At 32.9% G+C, this 20191-nt stretch carries 12 protein-coding genes; 2 read left to right on the top strand and 10 right to left on the bottom strand.

The genetic code is table 11. The annotated features are described in order from the left end of the window. Position 1 precedes the first annotated feature (1 nt). Positions 2–322 (top strand): hypothetical protein, encoded by a 321-nt coding sequence (locus SHI72_RS05465; protein ID WP_323489291.1) that lies wholly within the window; start codon positions 2–4, stop codon positions 320–322. Between the two features lie 20 nt (positions 323–342). Next, positions 343–1695 (top strand): cell envelope integrity protein CreD, encoded by a 1353-nt coding sequence (creD, locus tag SHI72_RS05460; RefSeq protein ID WP_323489290.1) that lies wholly within the window; start codon positions 343–345, stop codon positions 1693–1695. Between the two features lie 71 nt (positions 1696–1766). On the opposite strand, the gene SHI72_RS05455 is transcribed toward creD, so the two are convergent. The 10 genes from SHI72_RS05455 to SHI72_RS05410 all read right to left on the bottom strand — a co-directional run bounded on the left by SHI72_RS05455 (position 1767) and on the right by SHI72_RS05410 (position 20149). Next, positions 1767–3149 (bottom strand): M20/M25/M40 family metallo-hydrolase, encoded by a 1383-nt coding sequence (locus SHI72_RS05455; protein ID WP_323489289.1) that lies wholly within the window; start codon positions 3147–3149, stop codon positions 1767–1769. Positions 3150–3278: 129 nt separating this feature from the next. Beyond that, complete coding sequence (locus SHI72_RS05450) at positions 3279–5231, bottom strand: family 43 glycosylhydrolase (RefSeq protein WP_323489288.1); 1953 nt, start codon at positions 5229–5231, stop codon at positions 3279–3281. 73 nt (positions 5232–5304) lie between these two features. Continuing rightward, complete coding sequence (locus SHI72_RS05445; RefSeq protein WP_416348466.1) at positions 5305–7236, bottom strand: family 43 glycosylhydrolase; 1932 nt, start codon at positions 7234–7236, stop codon at positions 5305–5307. 56 nt (positions 7237–7292) lie between these two features. Continuing rightward, a complete protein-coding gene (locus tag SHI72_RS05440) occupies positions 7293–8075 on the bottom strand; it encodes a glycerophosphodiester phosphodiesterase family protein (RefSeq protein ID WP_323489286.1) in 783 nt (260 codons plus the stop codon). A 132-nt stretch (positions 8076–8207) separates the two neighbouring features. Next, positions 8208–10508 carry a beta-glucosidase BglX gene (gene bglX / locus SHI72_RS05435; protein WP_039118313.1) on the bottom strand — a complete coding sequence of 767 codons (2301 nt, stop codon included), beginning with the start codon at positions 10506–10508 and terminating at the stop codon, positions 8208–8210. Between the two features lie 10 nt (positions 10509–10518). Next, entirely contained in the window at positions 10519–11220 is a 702-nt protein-coding gene (locus SHI72_RS05430) for a prolyl oligopeptidase family serine peptidase (protein WP_039118312.1), read from the bottom strand. A 16-nt stretch (positions 11221–11236) separates the two neighbouring features. Beyond that, positions 11237–12610 carry a glucoamylase family protein gene (locus tag SHI72_RS05425; RefSeq protein ID WP_039118311.1) on the bottom strand — a complete coding sequence of 458 codons (1374 nt, stop codon included), beginning with the start codon at positions 12608–12610 and terminating at the stop codon, positions 11237–11239. A gap of 68 nt (positions 12611–12678) precedes the next feature. Next, complete coding sequence (locus SHI72_RS05420; protein WP_323489285.1) at positions 12679–14160, bottom strand: RagB/SusD family nutrient uptake outer membrane protein; 1482 nt, start codon at positions 14158–14160, stop codon at positions 12679–12681. A 4-nt stretch (positions 14161–14164) separates the two neighbouring features. Further along, complete coding sequence (locus SHI72_RS05415; protein ID WP_086894337.1) at positions 14165–17161, bottom strand: SusC/RagA family TonB-linked outer membrane protein; 2997 nt, start codon at positions 17159–17161, stop codon at positions 14165–14167. Between the two features lie 243 nt (positions 17162–17404). Then, positions 17405–20149 carry a histidine kinase gene (locus SHI72_RS05410; RefSeq protein WP_323489284.1) on the bottom strand — a complete coding sequence of 915 codons (2745 nt, stop codon included), beginning with the start codon at positions 20147–20149 and terminating at the stop codon, positions 17405–17407. Positions 20150–20191 lie beyond the last annotated feature (42 nt).

The following is a 20191-nucleotide window of genomic DNA, read 5'->3' as shown; positions in this document are numbered from 1 at the left end:
TATGAAAGATGATTTAATTAACGATGAAAAATTTGAATGTAGAGCATCAACTGAACTAACCATTGGTAGTCTTATAATTTGTTCGCTCTTCTTTGCACTGCTTGTACTTGTAGAGGACAACTCTTATATCTTAATTGTTGGCTTTCTTTTTACCGTTGCTGCTTTATTTCTTAATGCTATCATGTTATTTCATTTAGTAGAGAGTTTCATTTCTCTACCAAGCCAAAGAGACTATATAGGTCGCAAGATTTTAATTCTATTATCAAACATACCTATTGCGCTTTTGTACTATACAATAATTATCAAACTTAATTTATTATAAAACCTTAAAACAACTTTACAATGGAAACAAACGAAACTCCAAAACCAGCCTCTATTTTTCAATCTAACACCGCGAAGATGATTATGGTAGGCTTACTTACTCTATTTTTGCTAATCCCTCTGGAATATGTGAAGAATTTAATTTCGGAACGCTCTTATAGACAAAACGATGTTATTACCGAAATCAATGATAAATGGGGAGAAAGTGTCTATATCTACGGGCCAATATTAAAAGTTCCGTATACTTCTTATGAAGAAACTGTAACGATAAATGAAAAAACGAAAGAAACGGTAAAACAAAAAGTAGCTTCTACAAGATATGCCTATTTTTTCCCTCAAGAACTAAATATCAATTCGAATATTGACACAAAAATATTGAATAGAAATAATTATGAATCGGCTGTATTTACAACTAATATGCAGTTTAAAGGTAATTATGTTCAACCTGATTTTAGCAGCAAAAATATTGCTCCAGAAGCCATTCAGTGGAACAAAGCAACTATCTTAATTAAAACTACGAATTTAAAAAGCATCAAAGAGGAAGTGAAGATTAAATTCGGAAGTTCTCACTATGTTTTTGAACCTGTATATAATTCGTCAAAATCTGATACTACTGAAGCTCTTGAAACGGGTTACATCGATTTAACAAAAATACTAGCAGCTCCTAAAACCGATTATAGTTTTGGTATTACGTACAATGGTAGCAAACAAATTAAGATTGTACCGATTGGAAAAACTACTAATGTTGGAATGAAATCTAATTGGGCTTCTCCAAGCTTTACTGGTAATTTCTTGCCAGATGATAAAACAAAAAAGATAAGCGAAACTGGATTTGTTGCAAATTGGAAAATTTTGCATATCAATAGAGCATTCTCTCAACAAGCTTTTGATATTCTGCCTGATTTAAGTTCGTATAGTTTTGGGGTTGATTTTGTGATTCCTGTAGATCAATACCAACAAAATGAGCGTGCTTCTAAATATGGTTTTCTTGTGATTGGGCTTACATTTTTGATTTTCTTTTTAATACAGAACATGAGCAAAATTAGCATTCATATTTTCCAATATTCGATGATTGGTTTGGCTCTTATTATGTTTTATACTTTATTAATTTCGATAACTGAACATAGTAATTTTACCAAGGCGTATATATTATCTGGAATAGCAGTTATATCCCTTATTACGGCATATTCATTTTCGATATTAAAAAATAAAAAGTTTCCGATATTTATTGGGTTTTCACTCACCGGATTATACACTTTTATTTATGTAATTATCCAATTAGAGAATTATGCATTATTGGTAGGCAGCGTAGGTTTATTTTTAATTCTTGCAGCCGTGATGTACTTTTCTAGAAAAATAGATTGGGGTAAATAATATAATCGCTATAAAAAACAAAAGCCACTTATATAATTAAGTGGCTTTGCTTTTATTTATAAATAGTGGGACTATTTTGTCAAGATTCCGTTTTGATCAATTAGATACACTAATGAAGCCATTGTAGCTGCTCCAAGTTCTAGTTCTCTTTTGTTGATTGCATCAAATTTATCATTAGCTGCATGGTGATAATCAAAGTAACGTTGTGAATCTGGCTTTAATCCCGCTTTTACAAGTGGCTTAGCCGATGTTAAATGTCCGATGTCTGAACCACTATGCCCTTTTACAAAACTATGTATTAAATAAGGCTCAAATAAACCTTTATAGTTTTGTATTTTCGCAAAATTCTCATCATCTGTTTCAAAAGAGAAACCTCTTGGACTAAATCCTCCTGAATCACTCTCTAAAGCAAAAATATGGTACTCTTTATTTTTCTGAGCCATTTCTTCATACATCGCTCCACCTTTACCTCCGTTTTCCTCGTTCATGAACAAGACTACACGAATTGTATTTTTAGGTTTATATCCTAAGTTTTTAAGGATACGAACTACTTCCATACTTTGTACTACTCCTGCTCCATCATCATGTGAACCATCGGCTAAATCCCAAGAATCAAGATGTCCGCCAACAATCATAATGTTTTCTGGATGCTCTGTTCCTTTTATTTCTCCAATTACGTTATGAGACAATACATCTGGCAATTGCTCGCAAGATTGTTTAAAGTAAAATTTTAAAGTTGGATTTTTCTTTAATGATTTACTCAATAATTCTGCTCCATTTGTACTAATTGCAGCCGTTGGTATGTATTCTGATTTTGGCAAATCACCATAACTTTGTGCTCCTGTATGTGGATAATCATCTAATCTTAAATTCATAGAACGAACAATTGTTCCTACTGCTCCAAATTTAGCAGCTTCTTTTGCTCCTGCATATCTTTGATCTACGCAACCTCCGTATGATTTAAATGTTTCTACATTTTCAGGATCCATTGGTCTGTTAAAGAATACAATTTTACCTTTTACTTTGTCTCCTAGTTCGTTTAACTCTTTAATTCCTTTTACTTCGATTACTTCTGCAGTAATTCCTGCTTTTGGTGTAGCTATAGAACCTCCTAAAGCTGTAATTGGCACTACAGTTTTTATTTTATTGTCTAAGATATAAGCCGTTTCTTTTTCTCCACGAACCCAATGTGGCACCATAACTTCTTGAAGATATACTCTATCTAGTCCAATACTCTCTAATTGATTTTTAGTGTATTGTACTGCATCCGCAGCATTTTTTGTTCCAGATAGTCTCCCTCCGATATCATTGGATAGATATTCTAACCAAGTATAACATTTAGATTGGGTTAGCGCAGCTTTGTAAATTGATTTTAAATTTTGTTCATCTGGTGTTTGTGCAAACGGCACCAATCCTGTTAAAAGAAAAACAGTTAATAAAGATGTTTTTTTCATTGGTTATATAGCATTTTGTTTGGTTAATTATTCTGATTTTAACTTTATTATAATCAGTCTCACAAAGGAACAAAATTCTTTACAACTCCGTGATATTTTCAATAACCTTTTCTGAACATTAACTCTAAATTATTTTACTTCTATAATCTGATTTTTTTGTGCGATACCATTTTCATTAAAAGCTTCGATAGTAAAGTAATACTTTGTTCCTTTATCTAGGCCTCTAAAGTCGTATGAACCTTCATTATAAACCATTATACTATTGTATAATTTATCGGGAGCAATTCCGTAATAAATATTATAGCCTATTGCGTCTGATTGTTTTTTCCAAGAAATCATAGCATTACGAGAATCTGTAACACTTCTGTCTACTTTAAATTCAGAAACTGACTTTGGTTTTTCTAACAATCCGTTTCCAAAAACTCTAAAATCTGATACTGCAAATAATCCTGAAGCATGATGAATATTCACCATTTTTATGTAACGTGCCTGAATTGATTTTGTTAGTTCTACATAATCATGTGGTACATCTTTATCATTCTTCGATTTATCTACAACCAAAGTCCAATTTTCAGCATCATCGGACATAAAGATTTTATACTGATGATAAATATCCATTGCCTTATTATATTGGGTCGTTTTATGATCGGCATAATTTATTTGCAGCGCCTTTATTTCCATCTTTCTTCCTAAATCAAGTTGTAACCATTCGCCTGGATTACTCGTTTTTGCTGACCACCATGATTGGATATTTTCATCGGTTATATTTTTGGCATCAAAACATAAGTTTTCAAATACTTTTTTTCCTTGATTATCTATTCTATGTGTTTGCGTTAAGGCACAAGTATCTACTGAAGAAACTGTTACTTGCTTTTTGTACGAAAGTAACATCCAGCCCGAAGAAGCTCCTTTGGTTTGATCTCTTTTTTCTTTAGATAATTTTATGGGATAATCTCCATAAGAAGTAATCGAATACATAATGCCATCTTTATCAAATCCAGCAGGAAACATATCGATACGACGTTCGAAACGATCTTTCATTGAAATTTTACAAGTTCCTGTATTCCAAAAATTACCATTTAAATCTTCAAATGTGTTTCCGTGTCCAGCACCAATTACAAATCCTCCTGGTTTATACGACATCGGGTTATGTGGTTGGTATGTAAAAGGCCCTAAAGGCTTATCTGATACATAAACCCCATTTGCATATCCTTTAAACTCAGTTCCTGGAGCTGCATATTGTAAATAATATTTCCCATTATATTTGTTCATCCATGCTCCTTCGATAAAATCTCCCCAAGGCGCAGGTTCCTGATCATTATTAGGTCCAAAACGCTCCCATCCATGTTCTTTCGGGCGAATCCATAGCAACTCTTTTATTCCTCTTTTGGCAAAATCAACAGCACTTTCCTGATCTGTATAATCTGACACAGCTTGCGGAACATAATCTTTCCCTTTAATAGGCTGCCATGTTTTAAAATCTAATTCGCAACCAACTAACGGGTATTTTCCACTTGTTCCGTAATAAGAATACAATCTTCCATCATCATCAAGAAAAACGCCTGGATCTCCCGCTGGATGAATGATACTGTCTACGTGACGTGTCCAGAGTCCTTCTTTTGGTTTTGCTGTTTTCCAGATTGGCATATATCTATCTGGTCCTATCAAAAACAACGTATCTTTTATCTCTAATGCCGAAGGGCAACAAATATCGCTGCTGTGTGGCTTACGCTGGAAACTTCCGTATACAAACTCCCAATTTGACATATCCTTACTCCAGAAAAATCCTGCCTGATTTGTTGCAAACAAATAGTAATCTCCCTTATAAGTCATAATTACAGGATCTGCACTAGATCTGCGAGATTCAGGAATACCGTTATGATTCTCTACACCATAAGCATAGCTAATATTCATAGGGTTACAATAAGTTGTTTGAATCGCATTTGGGTCAAACCATTCTGTTTTCCCAATATTATTAATTTGAATATTACTATTCTTTTGACTCAAATTGTTTGTCATTTTTTTATGACTTCCACAATATGTAAATAAAGCCAATAGCATAACAACTCCTATTTTCTTCATAATTTTCTTTCTTTTGCCTTACTTAAACAGAAGATTGCTATTTTCTTTCTTCTGTTTTAAGTAAAATTTATTTTTAATTGACTTTTATAATCTTGTTCAATTCTGATTTTCCATTTTCATTAAAAGCTTCAACTGTAAAATAGTATTCTGTTCCTTTATCTAAACCTCTAAAATCGTATGAACCTTCATTGTAAACCATTATACTATTGTATAATTTATCTGGGGCAATTCCGTAGTAAATAGTATAGCCTATTGTATCTGAATGTTTTTTCCAAGAAATCATAGCATTACGAGAATCTGTCGAATTTCTGTCTACTTTAAATTCAGAAACTGGCTTTGGTTTTTCTAACAATCCGTTTCCGAAAACTCTAAAATCTGAAACTGCAAATAATCCCGAAGCATTATGGATATTTACCATTTTTATATAACGTGCTTTTATTGGTTTTGTTAGCTCGACATAATCATGTGGTACATCTTTGTCATTTCTTGATTTATCGATAACCAAAGTCCAATTTACAGCATCGTCGGACATAAATATTTTATACTGATAATAAATATCCATTGCCTTATTGTATTGTGTTGCTTTATGATCGGCATAATTAATTTGTAAAGCGTTTATTTGCATCTTTCTGCCTAAATCAAGCTGTAACCATTCGTCTGGATTACTCGTTTTTGCCGACCAATAGGTTTGAATATCTTCATCGGTTAAATTTGTAGCATCGTAGCAAAATTTCTCAAACACTTTTTTTCCTCCGTTATCAACTCTATGTGTTTCAACTTCCATACACTCTTCTGAAGAAGAAACGGTTACTGGCTTTTTATACGAAAGTAACATCCAACCTGCAGAAGCTCCTTTGGTTTGATCACGCTCTTTGGTCGGTAATACTATCGGGTAATCACCATAAGATGTAATAGAATACATTACATCGTCTTTATCAAATCCTGCCGGAAACATATCGATACGACGCTCAAAACGGTCTTTTATGGAGATTTTACACGTTCCTGTATTCCAGTAATTCCCATAATTATCGGCAAAGGTATTTCCGTGTCCTGCGCCTATTACAAAACCTCCTGGTTTATATGACATTGGGTTGTGTTTTTGATACTCAAACGGCCCTAACGGATTATCTCCTACATGTACTCCATTGGCGTAGCCTTTAAACTCTGTAGCTGGTGCCCCGTATTGCATATAATATTTCCCGTTATGTTTGGTCATCCACGCTCCTTCGATAAAATTTCCCCAAGGTGCAGGCTCCATATCATTATTAGGTCCGAAACGTTCCCAACCATGATTTGCAGGATCTAAACCTACAACTTCTTTTATTTCTCCATATGGATGTTGAATATCTTCTACTTCGGTTGCTGTGTATAGTTTTGCATAATCTGCTTGATTTCCTACTGGAAGCCATGTTTTATAATCTACTTCGGTACCAACTAATGGTAATTTCCCGCTTGAGCCATAGTACATATAGACTTTTTTATCGTCGTCCTGAAAAATTGCAGGATCCCAAGTTGGCAACATTGCTGTATCGACATGTCTTGTCCATCGACCCGATTTTGGATCAGCAGTTTTCCAAATAGGATGATCTTTTTTCCAAGTTGAACCTACATAAAACATAGTGTCATTTACAACCCAAGCTGCGGGTGCACACTGATCATCATCGGCTGGTCGTCTCTGGAAACTTCCGTAAACAAATTCCCAATTGGACATATCTTTACTCCAAAAGAATCCTGCTTGATTGGTACCAAATAAATAGTATTCGTTTTTGTAGGTAATTATCACTGGATCTGCGCTCGAACGGCGAGATTCGGGGATTCCGTTATGATTTTCGGTAGTGTAATTGTACCCAATATTTACTGGATTACAATATGTTGATGCGGGTTTATTTGGGTCAAACCATTCTGTTTTTCCAAAAAGGTTCGTTTTAGGTTCTGATGTATGAATTTTACATCCTACCAAAAGCAACAAAAGTGCTATTGAATACGGTATATAGTTATTTTTCATCATAATCATTTTATCTTTTATAGAGAATTTTTAGATTTTTTTTCTCTCAAAAAATTCTATTTTTTAATCTTTATTCTTTCACTTAATAACTCTGGTTCATTGGTCGTTATATAGTTAAAATTATTCTCAATAATCCAATCCATATCGCTAACATCATTAACCGTCCAAACGTTTAAAGTAATATTGTTGTCTTTTGCTTCTTTTATCCAATCTGGATGTTTTTTAAAAACAGAATAATGATAATCTACACCCGAAATCTTGTCTAGTTTTACCTCTTTTGGTGATTTATTACCTTCTAGATATTGCAAAGTCGTTTTTGCATCTACTTCGCGAATTTGTTTCAAGATGTCATAATCAAAACTTATATATGTGGTTATTTTTTCAGCTTTAAGCTTCTTTACTGTTTCCACAACTTTCAATGCAATTTTTTTTCCTCTTTCCTTACTTACTCCCGAAGGTTTTATTTCGCACACTAAAGTTGTGTGTTTATTATTTTTTTGCCCTTCTAGAATATACTCTCGTAAGGTTGGCAACTTTTCTCCATTAGAGAGTCTAAACTTTATTAAGTCGGCATATTTTGTTTCTTCTACAATTAGTTTGTTATAATGGGGGTCGTGATTTATAACAAGCGAATCATCGACTGTCATGACTACATCAAATTCTGATCCTACCGTTTTTAAATCGATAGCGTGCCTAAGTGCGGCTATAGAGTTTTCTGGTAAATTGTTTTTTTTCCAAGCTCCTCGATGTGCAACAATTCCGTTTTTTGTGACATTACAAGAAGTGAAAACAAATATTGTTAGCATAAGTGATGCACTAAATATTTTACTAGCATTCATTGTATATAATTTTTAGGTTTAAAATAGTTAATAGGTAGCGAGTTTGCTTAAAACTGCGCCATTTTAAATTAAAAAAAAGGCCCTTCGAAACCAATAACGAAGGGCCAAACACGAATCAATCAAACCAACCAATTACTTGATTAACTCAAAACTAACTTTCTTCTCTGCATTTGAGTCAGTTCCAACAAATACGTCGAATTGTCCTGGCTCTGCAATAAATTTTAAATCTGAATTGTAAAATTTCAAATCCTCAACAGTAATTTCAAAATTCACAGTTCTTTTTTCTCCTTTTTTAAGGTCTATTTTTTGGAATCCTTTAAGTTCTCTTACTGGTCTTGTAACAGATCCTACTAAATCTCTTATGTATAACTGAACTACCTCTTTACCATCATAATTTCCTGTATTTGTAACATCAACAGTAACATTTAGTTTTCCTGTGAAGTTCATTTTATCAGATGAAATTTTTAAGTTTGAATAGTCAAAAGTTGTATAACTTAATCCGTAACCAAAAGCATATAAAGGCTCATTTCTTTCGTCAATAAAGTTAGATCTGAATTTTTCAAATTTTCCTTCTTTGTTTAAAAGTGGTCTTCCTGTATTTTTTTGGTTATAATAAATAGGCACTTGTCCTACGTTTCTTGGGAATGTAGATGTTAATTTTCCTGAAGGATTTTCATCTCCAAACAAAACATCTGCAATTGCATGTCCTGCTTCACTTCCTGCAAACCAAACATTAAGAATTGCTGGAACAGTTTCGCTTTCTTCTTTTATTACTAACGGACGACCATCAAATAAAACCACAACAACTGGTTTTCCTGTTTTTAATAATGCTTGTAATAAATCTTTTTGTGCTTGTGGAATTTCTAAGTTAGTTCGACTACTACTTTCTCCGCTCATCTCAGCAGATTCACCGATTGCAGCAACAATTACATCTGATTGTGAAGCTACTTTTAAAGCTTCCGCAAGCAATTCTTCTTTAGTTCTGTTATCACGGTGTAATGTTTTACCAAACATTGTTGCTTTCTCTTCAAATGTAGCATCATAATCTAGGTTACTTCCTTTTGCATAAAGTACGTTTGTTGATTTTCCTGCAACATCTTTAATTCCTGCTAATAATGAAATAGCTGTTTTCATATTTGTAGCAACACTCCAAGTACCTGGCATATTTTCTTTGGCATCAGCCAATGGTCCAATTACTGCAATTGTTCCTGATTTTTTTAATGGCAATAATTGATTTTCATTTTTTAATAAAACCAATGATTGTGAAGATATTTTTCTAGCTTCGGCTCTATGGCTTGCTGTAAAAATCTCTGTTTTAGCTCTTTTTGGATCACAGTATTTATAAGGATCTTCAAACAATCCTAAATCGTATTTAGCCTCAAGAATAAGACGTACTGCATTATCTAATTGTTCTATGCTTACTTTATTCTCTGCCAATGATTTTTTTAATGTAGTAAGGAATCCTTCTCCTACCATATCCATCTCTACACCTGCATTTAACGCCAATGCTGATACGGTTTGTAAATCTCCCATTCCGTGATCAATCATTTCTGGAATTCCTGTGTAATCTGTAACTACAAATCCTTTAAAACCCCATTCTTTTCTTAAAACATCGGTCATTAACCATTTATTTCCAGTTGCTGGAATTCCGTCAATTTCATTGAAAGATGCCATAACCGAACCTACACCTGCATCAATAGCAGCTTTATATGGTGGAAAATATTCATTATACATTCTTATTTTACTCATATCTACCGTGTTGTAATCACGTCCTGCTTCTGGCGCACCATATAAAGCAAAATGTTTTACACATGATAAAATAGTATTGTTTTTAGAAAGATCATGTTGTTGGTATCCGTTAACCATTGCTTTTGCAATTTCACTTCCTAAATATGGATCTTCTCCTGAACCTTCAGAAACTCTACCCCAACGTGGGTCACGAGAAATATCTACCATTGGTGAGAATGTCCAGTTAATACCATCGGCACTAGCTTCTTGTGCAGCAATTTGAGCACTTCTCTCTATCGCTTTCATATCCCAAATACAAGATAATCCTAGCGGAATAGGGAATGTAGTTTCATAACCATGTATAACATCCATACCAAAAAGCAATGGAATTTTTAATCGGCTTTTTTCAACTGCAATCTTTTGTACTTCTTTTATTTTTTGAACTGATTTAATATTGAATAGACCTCCTACTTTACCTTCTTCAATATTTTTAGCAACATTAGAACTATTAGCCTGACCAGTTGTTATATCTCCTGAAGTTGGTAAATTTAACTGTCCGATTTTTTCATCTACTGTCATTTTAGACATCAACTCGGAAACGAACTCTGATCTTGGCTTAATTTTTACAGTTTTTTTGGCTTCTTTTTTTTGAGCATAACTCAAAAAAGCACATCCTAAAAAGAGTATTACTAATTTGTTTTTCATTCTATGGGTTTTATTTATTTCTTACTTGTTTAAACATCCAGTCATAAATTTCCTGGTTGTCATATACTCTTGACCAACTATCATGACCAGCGTCATCAAAAATGGTCAACTCTACATTGCTATTACATTTTTTTAATTCTTTATAAATTGTAATCGCATAATCTATATTCACGACATCATCCATTAATCCATGGAAAATTCGTGTTGGTATCTTTGCTATTTTACAGGTTTGTTCTAATTGTATTAAATCTACAAATCCCGAAATAGGAACAATTGCTGCAAACATATCCGGATGTGCAAAAGCTAGATTCCATGTTCCCCAGCCTCCCAGGCTTAATCCTGTAACATAAATTCTATCTGAATCGATATTGTTTTCTTTCTGGATTTTTAATATCAATCGGTATAAAACTTCTGTATCCCATTCTTCATTCTCTGGGCATTGTGGTGCAAGAACATAAGCATCGAGTTTGTGTTCTTTTAAATACTTAAATGGACCATGAATTTTTACTTTCTCTATATCGGTTCCTTTTTCGCCAGAACCATGAAGAAAAATTAGCAATGGTTTCTTCTCTTTTATATCCGCTGGAATATGCAATGCGTAGCCTAGTTCATGCTTTTGAATGATTTCGGTTTTTATTTTCCCATTTACAGTTGTTTGAGCAAAAGAAATGAACGAAAATAATAGAGCTACTACTGCTAATTTATACTTCATATTAAAACTGTTTTTTTTAGAATCCGTATTTACCTGAGTGAAAACCTAATCCTATCAATCCTTGTTTAACCTCTGGAGCATTCATAAATAATTTCCATAATAAACCTGAACGATAGTTCTCTAGCATAACCACTTCTGGACCTTGATCTATCGCCAAATAGCGTTGAGCTGTCCAGCCGTATTGTAAACTACTAGCGTCATAAAATCCTGCTACTCCCCAAGTATCTTTTTTATGATTTTCGTATAAATTACGCATCACTGCAATAGATTCTTTTGGTGTATAAACAATTGAGCTAATTGCCGCTGTTGGTGCAATAACTCCTACATCATTACTTGGCATATGCGCATTGTAACCTGTAGTTCCGTCAGGATTTCTAGAATAAGATGCAGTTAATCCCCAATAATCAGAACCGTATCCTTTAAATTTCTTAGGATTCTCTACACAATACTCATAATCGATTTTAACGTGATTTACGTTTAGATCCCAATAGTTAGCGTATTTATCAGTTAATTGATTTGGATCAAGTCCAACATACGAATAATGTGCCCAGAATAAAGGACCTCCGAACTCTTCAGCTCCATTGTGTTTTAGAATTAGGGGAATATTATATTTGGTTTTATCCGTAACTATTCCCCCATTTCTTGCCCAACCTTCGTGGTATTCTTTCGACGTAATTGGGTGTGTTGGCGAAGCTGCCGCCAGTATGTAAGTAATTAAACATTCGTTATATCCTTCTAAAGGAAAGTTCATTTGCCAGTCGTAAGTAGGCGACCAATGCCAATACAAGAAATTCTTGTTATTGGTGTACCATTTCCAATCTACACCTTTCCAAAGTGCGTCATATTTTTGGGCAACTGCTTTTTCCGCATCCGAACCATTTTTTAAGTATTCTCGAACAGTAATCATTCCGCTAACTAAAAATGAAGTTTCTACTAAATCTCCTCCATTATCTTTAGTTCCAAATGGTTTTACTTTTCCTGTATTTCCGTCAATCCAGTGTGACCAAGCTCCGTGAAAACGATCGGCTTTGTCTAGGAAATCAGCTATTTTATTAAGTCTCTCAACACCTTCTTTTTTTGTAATGTAACCTCTAGACATTCCAGATACAATCGCCATTAACCCAAAACCAGAACCTCCGGTCGTAACAACATTAGCATCATTTTCGGGATAAACCCCATCAGGATGATAACGCTCTCTCGCCAATCCTGAGTTTGGTTCAGCATAGTCCCAGAAATACTTAAAAGTTTGTTTTTGCACTACATCCATAAGCTCTTCATCCGATAGTTTTACAACTGAGGGAGCTACTGTTGCATTTTCTTTTGAATTGTTCGCAGTAGAACCACATCCAAAAAAAACAAAAGACATCAATAAAACTGAAATTCTAATCATTATAAAAATTTATGCAATTAATAAATATCACTTCCTCCATACTATGAAGGAAGTGATTATTTGGTATTTTAGTAACCAGGATTTTGATTTGAGTATCCTACAGATTCTCTTACGAAAGTTGTTGGAAGTGGAAACAATTCGTGTCTACCAACAATAAAAGTTTTTCCGTTAGGGAAATCAGGACTTACATCTGCTTTCATCGCAGCTTCAGCTTGACCAGTTCTAATGATGTCAAACCATCTGTCGTGTTCAAAAGCTAATTCTACTCTTCTTTCTTTCCAGATTGCTTTTCTTACATCATCTTGAGAAGAAAAAGGCGTATCTCCTAATTTTGCTCTTTTACGAACTTCATTTAAGAAAGGAACAGCTGCTGATGTTTGTCCTAATTCATTTAAAGCTTCTGCTTTCATTAACAATACTTCAGCATATCTTAAGTATCTAAGATTTGTATCTGTAAATTCTTGGTTATAATAAGCAGATGAGTATGCTTTATAATTATACATTGCGTTAGCAACTGTTGAAGGCACTTCTCTTCCATCATATAAAGTAGATCCTCTAAAAATAATGGTAGCAGCTCTTCTAACATCTCCTGCTTCATAAGCATTTGCTAAACCTTCTGTAGGTGTGTTGAATCCCCAACCCCAACCTCCAGCTCCACGAGGTGCTTGAGAAGCTGTGTAATTTGGAATTCCAAATCCAGGGCTAGAAGTAGAACCTACTCCATTAATTTCAAAAATAGATTCAGAACCAAATTCTCCATCTAATTTATACATTGAGGCATAATCTGAAACTAGAACGTATCCGGTTACTTTATCACAATTGTCAATTACTTTCTGCCAATTTTTTTGATATAAATTAACTTTCGCTAACAACGCATATGCAGATCCTTTAGAAACTCTCATTCTATCTGCGCCTGAGTAAGCAGATTTTTCAGGTAAATTAGCTATTGCATCATTTAAATCTTGCTCTATAAAAGCATAAACTTCTGCAGTAGATTTACGTGTTAATTGCATTTTTCTGTCCTCTTCTGTAATTGGAACATTAGCTAAACGATCCACAATAGGAACTCCTCCGTATCCTTTTACTAAAGTAAAGTACATAAAAGCTCTCATAAATTTAGCTTCTCCCTCTAATCTCACTTTTAAACTAGGTGTTACCTTGTCTAATCTAGGGAACATTGCCAATGCCTGATTACATCTGTTTATTCCTGCATAATTAGCATCCCAAGTAGATTGAAATGATGGAGTTGATGCATTATAAGTTAAAGCATCAATAACGTCTTTATCTGTACCAGCATCACTAGGATCTGAACCTTTATCGGCATCATCTGAAATAATACTTGTTACTGCGTTCCATCCAAAAGAAGACATGTCCCAGTTTAAGAACTGATTGTAAATTGCAGTTACAAATCCTGAAGCTCCCGCATCACTATTTACCAACGCTGGATCTGCTGGAAGAGCTTGAGTTGGGTCTACATCTAAAAACTCATTTGAACATCCAGAAAAGAATAATCCAGAAAGTACAAACATTGATATATATAATCTTTTCATAATATTAAAATTTTAAATTAGCACCTATAACAAATGATCTCAATGATGGGTAAGCATCTAGCTCAACTCCCTGAGTACCTTCAACTAACTTACCATCACCTGTGATATCAGGTGAAAATCCTGAGAATTTTTGTGTGATGAATGGATTAATTGCATTTACATATATTCTACAAAAGCTAATAAACTGATCTTCTTTAAGAGGAAGTTTGTATCCTACAGTAATATTATTGATTCTGAAAAAATCTGCAGATTCTAAATAAAAAGTGGAAGCAACAGGAGTTTTATTAAAAGGCAAAGGAGTTGAAGCTGTTCCGTAATTACCAACTAAAGATGCTTCTACATTTTCTCCTCCAAAACGTTGTGCCTTTTTACCATTGTACACTTTTGCTCCTCCTGTTCCGTAACCGTCAACAGAAAAATCGAAGTTTTTGTAGTTTGCTCCTAAAGTAATTCCATAAGTAGAAGTTGGCAAAAGTGAACCTACATACTTTTTATCATTAAGTTCATCTAAACCTTCCTGAACAACTTTAGTACCATTTGCTTTGTAGTACAACATTTCTCCACTATCTTGATCTACACCAGCATATTTGTACATATAAAAACTACCTAAAGGTTGTCCAATCGCTCTATTATCAAGTAATTTAACATTTTGTCCATTTGATAAACTACCACCAATTACTGGAGATAATTGAACATTTTTAAGGCTAGTAAGTTCATTTTTATTGTAAGAATAATTCCCTCCTACCCAGTAGCTAAAATTGTCGTTTATTCTATCATCCCAACGTAATGCAACTTCATATCCTTTATTAGATACTTCACCAACGTGCGCAGGTGTAGGTACTGTAATTCCTGAAGCTGAATATGGCTTAACATTCAAAATTGTATTTGTTGTGTTTTTGCTATACGCATCAAAAGATCCTTTTAATCTATTGTTCAATAATTCAAAATCAAAACCTCCTGAAAGTTCCTCAACAATCTCCCAACCTAAACTAGGATCTATTTGAGAATTGATTGTCGTTCCTGAACCAAAACCAGGGTAATCTACTCCTGAAGTTAATATCTGAGTATTAAGTGGTACATTTTGATTTCCTAATCTACCCCAAGAACCTCTTAATTTTAATAAGTCTAACCCTTTAATATCTGCTAAGAAGCTTTCTTTTGTTACAATCCATCCTAAACCAACAGATGGAAATGTTCCCCAACGCTGATCTTTAGCAAATTGTGACGAACCATCGCGTCTTACAGTACCTGTAAGTAAGTATCTATCCATTAATTTATATTGGAAACGACCAAAATAAGATGCTAATCTTCTTTGATTAAGAGCTTCATCTTTATAACCTGTTACTGAACCAGCAACATTAACATTTTCTAAAGACCAGTAATTAGAATCTGGATATACGTTCTTTCTATCAATAGTTAATTTTTGTCTGGTACCATTTACGTTAGACTCCATACCTACAGTAACTTCAATATCATGAATATCTCCAAATACTTTATTATAAGTTAAGTAGTTAGATAAATTCCAGTTAAAATATTCGTCTCTACCTCTTGTTAATGTATTTATATTTAAATCCTTAGGATAATCTCCCTGTATACGAGTAGGATCTGCTGCTAACCAAAGAGCAACGTTATCAACATAATTATACTGTTTGTAAGTATAATACTCTGCATTAAATTGAGAGGTAAACTTTAATGATTTACTAATCTCATAATCTAATTTTAACCCTCCTTGTAAAATCACACTTTGTTGTTGTTCATCTGTATAATCTAACTGAGCTACTGGATTTCCTACATTGTTAAACGATTTTGTTCCGTTTTCAGAAACGATTCCTGTTGCTTCATCTACAAATGGAACTCCATATTTTCCATTAGCAAAACGTACAGGAACTAATGGAGACTGTCTATAAGCTGCAGAAAATGCACCTAAAGGCATTGGTCTGTTTTTTATACTAGTTACACTTAAATTTTGAGACAATTTAAGCCTATCCGAAATTTTAAACTCATTATTATTTCTAATAGTTGTACGTCCGTAATCCGATCCATTTAAAATTCCTTTTTCTTCATAATTACCTACACTAAAAAAGTATTTAACAGTTTCTGTAGACCCAGAAATAGCAAGATTGTTTTGAGAATAAGTTCCCGTTCTTGTTATTTCATCCATCCAATTTGTACTATATGGCTGATTAGCTGCAAATCTACCTTTTGGGAAATCATCAAAAGCTGCTAAGTTATTATAACTAATGTATTGATCACTATTAGCCATTTTTACTTTTTTCAAAGGAGTTCTAAAACCTGTAAAACTCTCCAATTCAACAGTAAGTTTTCCTTTTCCTGATTTGGTTGTAATCATAATTACACCATTAGCACCTCTTGTTCCGTAAATTGCAAGTGCAGAAGCATCTTTTAAGATTTCATACGAAGTAATATCATTAGCATTAATGTTATTGATATTCTCTGTAGGCATACCATCTACCACATATAATGGGTTTCTTCCTCCTAATGCAGTACCAGCTCCTCTAATTACTATAGAAGGTGTGCTTCCTGGAGCATCAGAAGATGATACCTGAACCCCTGCAGCTTTACCTTGTATTGCCTGAGAAGCGTTCATTACTTTCATTCTAGTGATTTCTTCTGGCTTAATTGAGTTTACTGCCGAAGTATTATCTATTTTCTTTCTTGTTCCGTATCCTATAACAACAACTTCTTTTAAAGCTGTATCTTCTGATTCTTTTAAAACAATACTCATAGGAGTTGAAGTTGCTTTAATAGTCGAAGCTTCAAAACCAACCATGCTAATTTTTAATGTCTCGCCTACTTTGGCTTTAATTTCAAAATTACCATCAAAATCTGTGTCTGTTGAAGTTCTAGATTCTGTGGCAACGACCATTGTTCCTGGAATTGCCATACCCTGTGAATCCAAAACCTTACCTTTAATTACTTGACCAGACATATATGCTGGAAGTAGAATGAGCGCTAATAAGCTAAAAATAAGATTTCTCATATATTAATAAATTGTTAAAGTTAGTTTGTCAAACTTAGATAATTACAACGTTATAGTGCGTTAAATAGAAATACTACATGACTACATCAAAACACCAAAAAAACACATTAAGTTAATGATTTTTAATAAATTAAAAAAACACAAAAACACCATTACACATCATGTTGATGTAGTAATGATGTATTGTTATATGATAAAATTTAAAGTTAAATAATATATTATCCCTAAAAAAACAGGGTGTTTTTATATATTTAATAGAAAATTAGAAAGGTTTTCGTCCTGTACAAGGTTCAATTTCTTCCTTAATCGATAACGATGTAGTTCTACTCCTCTAAATGAGATGTTCATTAGAGGTGCAATCTCTTTTGAGGAAAGATTCATTTTTAGGTAAATGCAAAGCTTAATATCCTTTGAAGTCAGGTTAGGATATTTTTGAGAAAGTGTTGTGATAAACTCATTGTGTATCTGATTCAGATTATTTTCAAAAGTTTCCCACTCGTGTTTATTAACAGCATTTATTTTAATCGCTTTTTTTATTTCGCTTTTGAGTTTATTAAAATCTGCTTCAGAATCTAGAATACCTTGTATCTTTTCAATCATTTCGCTTTGCTTGGCAATAGAAAGTGATTTACCTGCTACCTCTGATGATTTAGTTTGTAACTCTAGTTCAAGAATATGTTTTTGGTACTCTTGACTATTTAAATCATTCTCGGCTTTCAATTCCATTTCCAGAATTTTCTTTTGATGTCTTAGCTCTTCTTCTCTTAATTCAAGTTTTTGTAAGTAGCGTATGTTATTCCATTTATAATAGATATACAAAACAACACCTATAATAGACAAATACAACAAAAGCATCCAAGCAGAAAGATACCATGGTTTTGCAACTACAAATTCAAAATTTGCAATCTTACTATAACTTAAACCATCATGATTAAATATTTCGACATCGTGGGAACCACTATTTAAATTGTTCAAAACAATTAAACCGTCTTTTATGGGAATAAATTTATTTTCTCCATTAATTTTATAAGACAAATTTGGTTTTGATGCCCCAAATATTCCTGAGATTACATTTATTTTTAATTCGGTATTATAATTTATACTCGAATTATTCTCTATCAAGTTTTCGTTATTAAACGCCTCAACCTCTAAATTTAGTTTTTCTTTATTGATGTCTTTTAACTGAAAAGAAATAAAACCATCATCCAGATTTAATAAATAGTTATTGTTATTTTTAAAAATATTCAGATTGTCATTAATTATTTTACCCTTATAATATTTCTCTTGAATACTGTTCCAGATAAATTTATTGCCATTTGCATAAATGTGATACAAAAACCCGTCTTGTAGCAATATAAAATGACTTTCGTCAATAGCAGCTACATCAGAAATATTACTAAAATTCGAATTAAAAAGTTCGTTTTTCTCTAATTGATTCGCTATCGAATTATAAGTGTACCACGTTTTATTTATTAAAAAGAGTATTTCCTTTCTAAACTCAAATATTTTCACACCAAAATCATTTTTAATTTTACTGTGTTGCGTAACGTTTTCTACCTTTTTTGTCTCGTAATCGTCGTTATATAAAATTCTATATAAACCTCTATAATTATCAGCTGCCCAAACTTCATTTTTTTTGTTTTGAGCTACATATTTTATAGGTTTCTTTAATCCGTTTAAGATCACTTTTTCATCTAAGTTATTAATGTCTTTATACACAACAACTCCGCTGTATGTTGCTTGAAAATAAGAATTACCAATACTACTCTTAGTCAAATTCCAACCTCCATTTGTTGTATTTAATTTAGAAAACTGTCCATTTTCATACAAGAATGTTCCTTCGTTATGACCAATAAAGTATTTAGAACCTATTTTACTTATATTCCAAGCCTGACCTTGACTATTAGGAATCAATGAGAGCTTTTTATCTACATATTTAAAAACACCATGGTTAGATGCCATTAAATATCCCTTCTCGATGTTTACAACTGAATATACTGATCCTAAAACTCCCGAATTATCATAAAAAATAGATACTGGCGAAGTAACTTCAATATGTGCTATTCCGTTATCGAGACCTAACCATAAATCATTTTCTTTATCCAGTCCTATACTTAAGATAGAATTGTTCATCAATACATTTTTTCTATTGATGTTTTTAAAAGAATTATCATTAAAGTCAAACATATAAATCCCGTCTCCGGCGGTACCAATTATAAGCTTATTATTTTTTAAAAATCGGGCAACATTTATATTGGCACTTTTTAGGATTCCATTTAATGGATTATTCCAAGCAATTAAAGTTCCCTTATCTTCTACAAAAATTCCGTTTTTATGTGTAAAAATGTATGTCTTATTCTTATACTTTTCTATTGCATGAATAACATTATTTCTTAAAGTATTCCATCCTTTTACTGGGCTTAATTTATCTCCTTTTAGAACATAAACACCATGCTCTACAGAAGCTACAAGCAACTGATTATTGATAATAAAACAGTAGGAGATTAAAAAAGGTAGTTTTGTTTTCTTGATTTTTTTTCCATCATAAGCAAAAACTTGATTAAATGATTGAAAGTATATAATGTCATTGTATTTAAATATCTTCCATACTTCTTCATTTTCATTTTCATCAAATACTCCCCTATTTTTAGAGATAGAAACATACTTCATTTTTCCATCTTCTCTATACCAATAACCAAACTCTTTATAGGAACCTGAATAAATCTTATCTCCTTCAACCATTATCGAGCGAATGATAGTCTTGTTTGGCAAAGTATATTTTTCCCAAACTACTCCATTATAACGCACCAAATAATGATTGTTTGCAAAATACATCGCATTATCATTTCCTTGCGCAACACTCCATATCTGATTATCACCTTCGTAATTAGATTTATTATAGTTTTCTACAAAAGGGAGTAACTCTTGAGCATGAACCTGTAACGCTATAAAAATAAGGAAAAGTGATTTAAGAAGATTTGATTTCAAAATATTGGTATTTATCATCAAATATAATCACATTTATTCAAA

This window comes from Flavobacterium sp. PL02 (assembly GCF_035013205.1).
Classification (GTDB): domain Bacteria; phylum Bacteroidota; class Bacteroidia; order Flavobacteriales; family Flavobacteriaceae; genus Flavobacterium.
The sequence above is the reverse complement of the archived record's forward strand: the minus strand, read 5'-3'. Positions and strand labels throughout refer to the sequence as shown.